The sequence below is a fragment of the Azospirillum sp. B21 genome (assembly GCF_008364825.1).
In the GTDB taxonomy this organism is placed as follows: domain Bacteria; phylum Pseudomonadota; class Alphaproteobacteria; order Azospirillales; family Azospirillaceae; genus Azospirillum.
Window position 1 is genome coordinate 1 of record NZ_VTTO01000018.1, and the last position, 10,636, is coordinate 10,636.

The following is a 10,636-nucleotide window of genomic DNA, read 5'->3' on the forward strand; positions in this document are numbered from 1 at the left end:
CCTCGTCTTCGTCATCAGACACCTTCCCGCTCCACTCGGAGCTTAGCTGTGGTGTCCACCGAAGCAGGGCAAGATCAACCGGGCCTCAGGGTGATCTGCGGCGATTGCGTGGAACTCCTCGCTTCTGTGGCGGCGCAGCAGGGTGACGGCGTGGAGCTGGCCCAACCGCGTGGCGCCGGCTGATCGGGACCTTCTTGCGCGGCCGTGCTATCGGCCGTGGCGAGACGGTGCTGCGGTCTTCCTGCAAGCCCGTCCGCAAGGACTCCGGGGCGGCGTTCCGGAAAGCTCGGTTCGCCCTCGCGGCAGAAACGTCTCCGCGGGCACCGGTGCTCCCTGTGTAGGGGGCCGAGTAGCAGCGGAACAGAAAACCTAGGTAAGGCCGCGGCGGATGCTGGCTGACGGCGTTACCATTCAGGCGTCCTCATAGGCCAAGGCCACCGGACTGCGTAGTGGCCGCAGTTCACCCCGAGCCACCGGCTCGGGCAGGGTGAAGGCGTAACGGCCGAGCATGTTGATGTGCTCATGGGCGAGCGGCGACAGGCGGGCTACGTCCTCGTTGCGAACGTCGAAACCTTCCATTCGCAGTTGGTCAAGCGCGGCGTCCATGTAAATCGTGTTCCACAGGATGGTGGCGTTGACGACCAGACCAAGGGCGCCGAGCTGGTCCTCCTGACCTTCCCGGTAGCGCTGACGCAGTTCGCCCCGCTTGCCATGGAAGACGACGCGGGCGAGTTGGTGGCGGCCCTCGCCACGGTTGAGCTGGGTGAGGATGCGGCGGCGATAGGCTTCATCGTCGATGTAGGCCAGCAGATAGAGCGTCTTGATGATCCGGCCCAGTTCCTCCAGCGCCCGTGCCAGCCGGGTTGGCCGGTCGTTCGTCTGGAGCGTCCGCATCAGCCCGCCGGCCTGCACGAGGCCCAGCTTGAGCGAGCCGGCCAGGCGCAACAGATCGTCCCAATGCTCGGCGATGAGGCCCGTCCTCACCTTGTGCGCGGCCAGCTTGTCGAGGGGGCCGTAGTCGGCCGCCGGATCTGCCCGCCAGAATCGGGCGCCGCCGACATCGGCGATCCGCGGGCTGAACTGGTAGCCGAGCAGCCAGAAGATGCCGAAGATCACGTCCGTGTAGGCGCCGGTGTCGGTCATGATCTCGGTCGGCTCCAGCTCGGTCTCCTGTTCCAACACGACGCTCAGCAGCACCAAGCTGTCGCGCAGGATGCCGGGCACGGTGATGGCGTTCAGGCCGGTGAACTGGTCGGACACGAGGTTATAGTAGGTGACGCCGCGTTCGGAGCCGAAGTACTTCGGGTTGGGGCCGGCGTGGATGGTGCGCACCGGTACCACGAAGCGCAGCCCGTCGGCGGAGGCGACATCGCCGCCACCCCACCGCCGCGCCAGGTCGATGCCGTTCTGGGCGGCGACAAGGCGGGCATTGGCCAGGGTCAGGGTTTCTGCCCGCAGATAATTCTGCCGAACCCAGCTCAGGCGCGACCGCCGGAGCGCCGGCAGGTCCGGGCGCACCAGCGGTTCCAGGCCGGTGTTGCACGCCTCGGCCAGCAGCATGGCACACAGCGTCGTCGGCAGGTCCTGCGCCCGCGCCTCGGCTTCGCTGGCATGGGTGAAGGCGCCAGCGAAGCCGGTCCGGGCATCGATTTCCAGCAGCAATTCCGGCAGATCGACACGCGGCAGGCGCGCTGTCACGGCGTCCCGCAGAGCGACGAGGCTGGCCGGCTCGTCGAGGCGGTCGAGGCCGGTCAGCACCAGGTCCTCGTCGGTGCCATTCCGTTCGATGCGGATACCGGCATTTTGAGGAAGGTTGTCGGTCACCGTTCGGAACGCCTGATCGAGCCGCTCGGTCAGTTGACCGATCTCTTCGCCCGCATTCTGCGACTTTCCCAGCGTGCGGCAGACGGTTGGCCGCGCGGCCTCCCAAGCGGCGCCGTCGAGCAGGCCGATGCGGGGATCGGCGAAGCGCAGACTCGGCGTCGCGAACACGTCACGGCGCCGAAGCGCGCCGCGCAGTCGATCGACCAGACAGAGGGTCCAGGCGCGCCGATCGAGAACGCCGTTCCGGGTCACCCGGCGTTCCCAAGACTTCGGCACGAACTCCGTGGGCCACGGCGCAACGCGGGCGCCGCCGTCCTCAACTGTCCGGAGGTGCTGCAGGGCCTTCAGTACCGGGCGTCCGGCCGGCATGGCGCCCAGGCCGACCACGCGCACGAAATGTGGCAGGAAACGCCGGATGCGGCGGTGCTGCGCCAACAACTCGTCGAAGTAGGGATCGTCCGGCGGCTTGGTCAAGCCGTCCACCTGTGCTACGGCGGCTTCCAGGGCAGCTTGCGGGACGGCCGCGAAGACCGCGGCTCGCAGATCGGCATCGCCGACAGCATCGTCGAGCACCAAAGCACAGACCCTGCTCAGGGTGCGCGCGGCGGCGTCGAGGTCGCCCAGGCTGCGCAACCGCGCCTCCCGGCCCTTGCGGACAGCATCGACGAACATTCGGGTGACGAGCAGGTCGAACAGGTCGAGCACATCGTCCTGCGCGCTTGCCTCCAGCGCCCGGAGAAACGCCAGCAGGGTGGCGGCGCGGCGCTCGTCCGGCAACCGGGCAACCGCCTGGGCCTTGGCGACGCCGGCGAACCGCGCCAAAGCCAGGATGCGGGTTTTCGGCAGATGGTTGGTGAGCGGCAGACCAGCCACGAGGTGCCGCACCTCGTCGAGGCGCTCGATCGCGCGCACCAATTCATTGGTGCTTTGCAGGGTCGGTCCCGAGCGGAGCCGGTCCATTGGGCTCTGTCGCTCCCCCTCCGGCACCACCAGTAGGGCGTCGAGCCGCGCCTTCTGCTCGAGCGTGATCCGGGCCGCCAACAGGCGCCACAGGCGGCTATTGGCACGGGACCGTACCCGCGCGACGGTCCGTTCGAGTACGCTCGCCCCCGGCAGCAGCACCTTGTGCGTTACCAGCCAGGCCGTCGCTTGGTCGAACAGGGCCGTCGGCCGGTCGGTCCCCGTCCAGCACAGTGCGTAGAGCCAACGCTGGAGGCGCCATTGCGCGGCGGAATTCGAAAAATCGCGGTAGCCATAGCGTTTGCGGATTTCAATCGGGTGTCGCCAACGCCATTGGCTGGCCTGGTATGCGTCGAGCGCTCCGTTGACGGGCACGCCAAGTTGGTCGCCAAGGAAGCCGACCACGCCCGGCGGTACCTTGCATGGATCTTCAAGAAACGTTCCGAGAAACCGCACCGTGCCGAGTTGAACGGCGCAACCGAGCCGCATGTGGGGGCCGCGGTGCGCCAATATGAACGCGTGATCCGCGTCATCGAGGTGGAAAAACCGGGCCAGCTGCTCGGCGGACACATCGGCCGGAAACTGGCCGTACCGCCCTTCCTGTTCCGGGGTGAGAAAGCTGACCGGCATCAGGTTCGATCGGTGCCGGCGAGCACTCGATAGACGGATGCGCGCCCGATCCCGAGCCGCTGGGCGATGGCGGTTGGTCCCAGCTTCTCTTCGGTCCGCAAGCGCCAGACCTCCGCCGGGTCGATCGACGGCTTGCGGCCCTTGTAGACTCCCTTGGCCTTGGCGCGCGAGATGCCCTCCATCTGGCGCTCCCGGCGTAGGTTGGTTTCGAACTCGGCGAACACGCCGAGCATGTCGAGAAATGCCTTGCCGGCCGAGGTTGAAGTGTCGATGGGCTGTTCGGTCGCCTTCAGTGCCACGCCCTTGGCGCGCAGCTCGTACACGATGTCCTGGAGATCCTTGATCGACCGTGCCAAGCGATCGACGCGGGTGACCACCAGCGTGTCACCGGGGCGGAGGAACTGGAGGAGCAAAGCGAGTTCCGACCGGCCGGCGCGGGTCGTGCCACTCGCCTTCTCCGAGCGTATGACCTCGCACCCGGAATGGCGAAGCGCCTCTTCCTGGATTGCGACGTCCTGATCCAGCGCGGAGGCGCGGGCGTAACCGTAGACCGCCATGAATCGTCTCGTTTGCCTTTAGACCAGCAGACGGTAGCGTCTCGCTTCCACGAAATCCATCCAAATGAGACGCTGAGGATCGTCTCACGGCACCGTATCTTATGGGTATACCCTAACATTACATTGAGATGGCGATGACGCTCGCTTGCTGTACGGGTCATCTGGACACTCGGTATTCATGATATTAATGATAACAGCACCATCATATTCTTGTTGACCGCTGAATATGATATGAATTATATCATTACCGCATGGCGGTGGTAGCGCCTGGCGCGCAGCTGATAGTCGCGCAAGAAACGTCAGCAAAGAGGGCTGCCTTCACCTTGGGCGGTGACCTTTTCCCAAACGCAGGGTGAAGCGTGACAGCCCGGAAAGACGGCACCCACTCACATTCGAGGCCCCCATCATGTTCTCGTTGGATCGCTCACTCCTGCCTGCAGCCAATCAATTTCTCGCCGATCTTGATACGCAATGGCGTGCCGCGACCGGCCTCAACAGCAGGGCCGATTACTCGATCAACTATTCTCCCATTTGCCCTTGCCCTCTGATGGTCCTCGGCCTCAATCCGGGCGGCTCCGCAGACAATTTTCAATTGGTCGATGTCGCTGTGGGCGGCAGCGAGTACATCGAGGGCTATGGGCCGACTTCGCAGAACATCGGTCGCCTGCTTCAGCGAGCACTGGGTGTTTCATCGCCCGAGGGAATTCGGACCGTGCAGGGCAGCAATGTGATCTGGCGCCGGTCCCCCAACATGCAAAGCCTGGGCATCCGTGTTCCTGTAGCCGCCAAGGAAACCGCTCCGCATCTGGCTCGGCTGATCAGCTATATTGGTCCTCGCGCCATCTTGTTTGGCGGCAAGGCCGCCTACGATGCTTTCCTTGGTGCCCACAAGGCTCGTGTCGTGACACAAGGCGAAACCATCCTGGGGCCGAATGGCAGCAGCCAAGCCGTTTACTTCGGCCACAGCGCCTTGTCGCTGCCGTACCTATCAGGCAACGTCGAGGCATTCATCGTCCTTCATCCCTCCAAGGGCCTTCGAGACCCCGCCGTCAACCGTTTGAAGTTCCACTTTGCTCGCCTATTTGCCGCCTGAGGAGACAGCCGTAATGATCCGCCGCGAAGACTATGTTCGCGAGTTGCAGCAGGGAATTCTCCTGATCGCTGACCACCTCGCCCGACTGAAAGGGGAGGATGCCGCCGTTGCTTTCGCGGGCTTCCCGGCAGAAGGGGATTATGCAGACGATCAGCCGGAAAAGGTCGACCTGACCCAGTTTGGGAACGGTATGCCCCTGTTGCTCATGTACGACTTCGCCATGGGGTTGTGCGCCCTGGAGCCCAGTGGGGACTTTGAGGAATCGGCTTTGGCGTCTTTCATCGATCTGGTTCCACGGACTAATGCTTACGGCGAGCCCGCGGCCTGGCCCGAGGACCCACTGACGGCCCAAGTGCTGGACATGTTCCGGGCTCGGCAAAAGCTATCGGACCCGAACCAGCGATCAACCGCCGTGTTTTCCGTCCGAGAACTGGCGCTACTGGCCGATATGAGAGAGGGCGCCGTTCGAAATGCCCTGAGTGCCAAAGAACTGGCATCCCACCGCGAAGACGGCAAGGTGGTGGTCAATTGGGCCGAAGCTGCGGCTTGGCTACTAAAAAAGCGGGGTTTCAGACCAACGCCTGACACCACTTCCCATTATATCGAGTTCGAAACGGCTTCATCGCTCACACAGCTGCTGGCGGCTCTGGCGGCGTTCCCTGGTGCTGAAGGCAACCTGCCTACGGAGTGGCTGTCCGGACGGTGGTCTGGAAATTTGAGTGAGGTGCAGGCAGTAGCGCACGCCCTCCGCATCGACCCGGAAAAGCTGGCCATCCATATGAGCCGCCTTTGGGTGCGCGAGCAACAGTGATCGGGTGATATCAGGCGGCAGTGTAGTGGCAGAGCAAGCAAGGATCTTCGCCTAGGGCAAACTCCGACTGTGCCTCAGGGAAAAGCTCCAGATGCCAATAATACCCCTTACCTAGGTTTTCTGTTCCGCTGCTACTCGCATCCCGAAACCTACATCCGTCTTGGACTGCCCTGGTACGAGATCTACGACCGGGATGTCCCCGGAGTAAGCCCATCTCCACCTTGCGGGTCCGGAGCGGTCGACGTACCGGACGGGAAAACGCAATCCGTTTGAGAGGACGACGTCGTGCCGGATGATCCTGAAACCCAGTTGCGCCGCGTCGTGCCGGATGATCCCGAAACCCAGCTGCGCCGCGTCGCGGCGGATATGCAAAGCCGCTTCACGGTCAGCACGCTGACCGTATGGTTGCAGCAGCGCCTCGGGCAGCAGTTGGGAACGCTGACCTCGTCCGGTGATTTCGGCCAGATTTGCCTTGATGTGGTGCAGAAAGCGGAGGAGCAGAAATGGCTCGACCGCCTGCTGATGTCCCTCATCCTGGCGGCGCCGAACAGGGAGTCAGCACTTCAGGCCCTGCTCAGCGCTGTCGATTCTTTCGCCAAGGTGGATCTCATTAGGAATCTGCAGGAGGCCTTTCCCCGCGTCTGCCGGATCAAACTGTGGACCCCTGAGGGCGACGTGCACGGAACCGGCTTCCTAGTCGGCCCGGATCTGGTGCTCACCAACTACCACGTGGCACAGCCGCTGATCGAGCGCCCCGAAGACGTCGAGCCGGACGACATGGTGATCCAGTTCGACGCCGTCGAACCGAATGCCGAGAGCGCGGATATCGTCCACTGCCGGCTGCATCCGGAGGGTTGGCACGTGGACTCCAGTCGCTATCATGCGCTGGACGACCAGCCGGACGATCCCGGTGATTCCTACGAAGTGCCCGACCATACCGAATTCGCCGACCATCTCGACTATGCGCTGCTGCGCCTTGAGAAGACGGTGGGGTCCACCGTCAGCAGGCTCTTCAACAGGGAACGCGGATGGTATTCCCTGCCGGAAAAAAGGAGCGCTTCGCCGATCAGGCGACGATCATCATCGTGCAGCATCCGCAGGGAGATCCGCTCTGCATAGCGTGGAGACCAGGCGGGGTCGTCGGAGTGAACAGATCGCACACGCGGGTCGCATATGCGGTCAACACGAACAAGGGCTCTTCGGGTGCTCTGTGCTTCGACAACAACGGCGCCCTGGTCGCTTTGCACAACCTTGGCATCGAACGGCGCTACAATCGCGGCATTCCCATCAGCATCATCCGTGCATGCATGAATGGTCGGGGCAATCTGCCTGCCACGCCCTGTGTCCCGGCGACGCGGTCCGCCTCCTCCCCGCCGGCGCCGCGGCTGGATAAGTTGTCAATGGTCGGCGGGCTGCCGTTCGTCGGTCGATCCAAGCTGCGCATCATCCTGTCCGACATCCTCACCGGGAACGGACGCAACACGCTGATCGTGACCGGACTTGCCGGCAGCGGCCGCTCCTTCACGGCCAGGGCTCTGGTCCATCTTCTGCGCCCGGACAAATTCGATGTGGTCCGGCTCTCCTGCGCACCGCCGCACGGGCGCGATCCGGACAGCATCATCCAGCAAGCCGCACGCCAGATCGCCCTGCCCCTGGACGGCCTGCCGCCGGAGCCGCAAAACCGCCAGGATGCCCGCTGGCTGTCCGAACTGGCCGACTGGTTCGCAGGTCAGGTTCGGTGGCGGAATGGCCCTGAAGACAAACCGCTCTGGCTGGTCATCGACGGCTGCGACAAGGTGCAGGACAGCGACGATCTGAACGCCCTGGCCAACAGCCTCATGCAAGCGGCGATCGGACACCCGACCCTGCGCGTCGCGCTGCTCGGCTATACCGGAGACGTCAACCCGGACATCGTGGACGACGTCGAATTCGACGAGGTGCGAGTGGCCGAACGCGCCGACGTCGAGACCTTCTTTCAAAACCTGCTGGCGTTGAACGGGCGGCAGGTGACCGACGACACGCTCGCGGCCATCGTGGACAAGGTCCTGACCGCGGCTGGGAACGCCGCCATGGCAAAGCTAACGGCCGATGACATGGCTTCCGCGCAGGTGGGCGCCGTCATGGCGACGGTGCACAATCACTATTTCATGGGCGAACTTCGAAACGCCCTCACTGAAACCATACGGCTGCTGGGCATAGGAGAGGCGCGATGAGCCGCCGCACGACAACGGACCTGTCGCCGAACGATGTGGCCGTGGCACTCGCCACGCTTCCCCAGGCAATGCGCGAGAGGGACGCTAAGAAGGCCAGCGCTTATGCCGCGGCCGCAGCCGTCCTGTCCTGGTTCGATCCGGCCCGCCACGGGCAGCGGCCCCATCCACCATAGCGACCGTGGATCGCAAAACGTTCCGATTTGCTAAACCGAGCGTCTCACCGAAGCTGGGGTCGAGCCCTCCGTGGGCAGCGTCGGCGATTCCTACGATAGCGCGTTGGCCGAGACCATCAACGGTCTCTACAAGACCGAAGTGATCCGGCGCCGCGGGCCATGGCGCACCAGGGAGGCCGTCGAGTTCGCCACCCTGGACCACCCTGGAGTGGATCGACCGGTTCAACCACCGGCGCCTCCTCTGACCCATCGGCAACATTCCTCATGCCGAGGCCGAAACCCGCTACTATGTACAAACCGAGGACGTCGCTATGGCGGCGTGACTCAACACAAATGGCCTCCAGGAAACCCGGTGCGGTTCATATCTTTCACGCTGTTCGTCTGTCCACATCCACCAGCCCTCCTGTTGCCAACAACAGCAGGATCGCCATCTCGGTCAAACAGGCTTTGAACGGCTCCGTCAGTTTGGGATGACGATCCTGGCCTTGATCTCTAGACTCCCCTCATGGATCAGGCCGGGACGGATTACGGCGACGATCTTGTTCATGTTGCCCTTGACCGGAGCGCTGTAGTCGCCGACTTCGTCGAACTCTGGATTTCGGACGCTGCCAACCTCCGGCAGGATCAGTTGCAGCCTGCCCTGGGTTTGTGATTCCAGCCACGAAGCGATCCGGCGATAGAAATCCATCCCTTCCCGTTGAGGGAGATATTCCTTGACCAGCCACTCTCCAAAGCCTAGCAGGGAGTCGCCGGTCGACACCAGTTCGCGCAAGGTGATGGGATCGGCCGGCCGGCCGGTCAGTTGCGTAAGATCCGCGCTCCATTGACGCAGAAGTGCGTTTTTCCACTCTTCCCCCGGAGCGGAAGCCGGCTGAGGATGACTTGAAGGTGGGGGAGCGGACGCGGCAGGGCGGTCGACCTCCGCATTGGGCGCCACGGGAACAGCCTCGGAGGGCGACGAACGCCTCTGGACGACAATCCTGCGTTCCTGACGGGGCGCTGGCGCGGGGACGCCGGACTGAGACCTAATCAAGGCCACGAATTCTGAGGTCTTCACCTTGAGTTCATTCTGGCATTTATTGATAGCCGCCCGGTCCTCCTGGCGCTCTCGGTCGATTCGCTCTAGATTTCTCTCCAGATCGATTTGGAAGCGATCGATGGAATTCAGGGCGATCTGCATCGAGTTTCTTTCTGTAGCGACCTTTTCGAGATTATCTTTCAGTAGATCGATCTGGGACTGCATGTTTTCTATCAATAGCGTAAAGTTGTAATCAGGGGCGGCTGGCTGAATAGGAAAGGGATTTGGGACAACTTCTGAATTCAAATTGATGACACAGTCGGAGTCAGATGAGCCAGCTCTATCGCTGAAGCGACCCGTATATTTGTGGCGGATACCTTCCCTGTTGCGGATAATAATTACAACGATAAAGGAAAAAGCTCCAACAAGCAACAAAGCTACTATATAAACACCGCTTCCCCCTTTATTTCTTTCAGATATTTTTTGAGTTAGATCAACAATTTTCCTTTTCTGTTCATCAATCATGCTTTTCATGCTATAAATATCATTCCTTACTTCATAAATTTCTTTATCGATCATGAGCCTCATTTTGATTTCTGTTTGGTCTGCCTTCTGATCCGCAGTAGCTTTTGGTAGAATTCCGCGCCGCATCAAGAGAGAGGAGAATTCTCTGGAAAGAGTTTCATAATGACCAAACCTTGTGGAAGATGATTGATTCATTAGTGGAAGCGCAAACTTAAAATCGTCTTTGCAACTAGGGACTCCAATGCAGACAAAATATTTAATTGCAGCCTCTTCTTCTTGGTCGAGATTTTGGGCATTTTTGTTGGTGTCGGATAAGATCCTATCTGTCCGATATATTTTGTTACCGTCTCCAAATGCAGAAATACTTTGGTTTTTACATAAAAAATCGATTATGACTTCAATGCCAGCATCAAAGTCATCTAAATTTTGAATGTCAGAGCCGATAAACTTTAGAAATTCTACCGCTTGATCGGAAAGCTTTTTTGAGTCTGCTCCCTGAATTGTTACAATTTTTTGCTCGATCGGCAACTTATTTGGATCGATTGCCTCTTTTAGAAAATCGCTAAAGCTATTTATTTTGGCGCGATTGTTGCCCGCAACTGAATAAGAGACACCAAATGAATAGATCGTCCAAGGTTTACCATCTTCCACTGAGGTGCGCACGACCACCGTACGATAGATTCCAGCCTTTCCTGGGCCCGGGCAAACGCCCGGCTGGCCCGGCGCCGGCGGCCAATAATAGGTAAAGCTGTACAAGGTCTCCTGCGCGGCTCTGGCTGGAGCCGCGATCGGCAGCAGCAGCGCCAAGGCAAGAAGGATGCGCATCGGAAGC

At 61.2% G+C, this 10,636-nt stretch carries 7 protein-coding genes and 1 pseudogene; 5 read left to right on the forward strand and 3 right to left on the reverse strand.

Translation table 11 applies throughout. The annotated features are described in order from the left end of the window. Positions 1-411: 411 nt before the first annotated feature. A complete protein-coding gene (locus tag FZ983_RS27720; RefSeq protein ID WP_149227502.1) occupies positions 412-3,414 on the reverse strand; it encodes a Tn3 family transposase in 3,003 nt (1,000 codons plus the stop codon). Then, positions 3,414-3,971, reverse strand: coding sequence for a recombinase family protein (locus FZ983_RS27725; protein ID WP_149227504.1), 558 nt, complete (start codon positions 3,969-3,971; stop codon positions 3,414-3,416). Before FZ983_RS27725 ends, FZ983_RS27720 begins: the two co-directional genes overlap by 1 nt. Positions 3,972-4,377: 406 nt before the next feature. On the opposite strand from FZ983_RS27725, the gene FZ983_RS27730 reads away from it, so the two are divergent. The 5 genes and pseudogenes from FZ983_RS27730 to FZ983_RS27750 all read left to right on the forward strand — a co-directional run. Then, positions 4,378-5,064, forward strand: coding sequence for a hypothetical protein (locus FZ983_RS27730; protein ID WP_149227506.1), 687 nt, complete (start codon positions 4,378-4,380; stop codon positions 5,062-5,064). 13 nt (positions 5,065-5,077) lie between these two features. Continuing rightward, a complete protein-coding gene (locus tag FZ983_RS27735) occupies positions 5,078-5,875 on the forward strand; it encodes a hypothetical protein (RefSeq protein ID WP_149227508.1) in 798 nt (265 codons plus the stop codon). A 285-nt stretch (positions 5,876-6,160) separates the two neighbouring features. Next, on the forward strand, positions 6,161-6,994 hold the full coding sequence (locus tag FZ983_RS27740) for a trypsin-like peptidase domain-containing protein (protein ID WP_149227510.1): 834 nt from the start codon (positions 6,161-6,163) through the stop codon (positions 6,992-6,994). After that, a complete protein-coding gene (locus FZ983_RS27745) occupies positions 6,904-8,088 on the forward strand; it encodes an AAA family ATPase (RefSeq protein WP_149227512.1) in 1,185 nt (394 codons plus the stop codon). The genes FZ983_RS27740 and FZ983_RS27745 overlap by 91 nt, the downstream gene beginning before the upstream one ends. A 162-nt stretch (positions 8,089-8,250) precedes the next feature. Continuing rightward, positions 8,251-8,584, forward strand: a pseudogene (locus FZ983_RS27750) (IS3 family transposase); the annotation flags it as partial. A gap of 137 nt (positions 8,585-8,721) precedes the next feature. Here the strand turns inward: FZ983_RS27750 and FZ983_RS27755 are convergent. Beyond that, positions 8,722-10,629: a hypothetical protein gene (locus tag FZ983_RS27755; RefSeq protein WP_149227514.1), complete on the reverse strand. Its 1,908-nt coding sequence runs from the start codon at positions 10,627-10,629 to the stop codon at positions 8,722-8,724. Positions 10,630-10,636 lie beyond the last annotated feature (7 nt).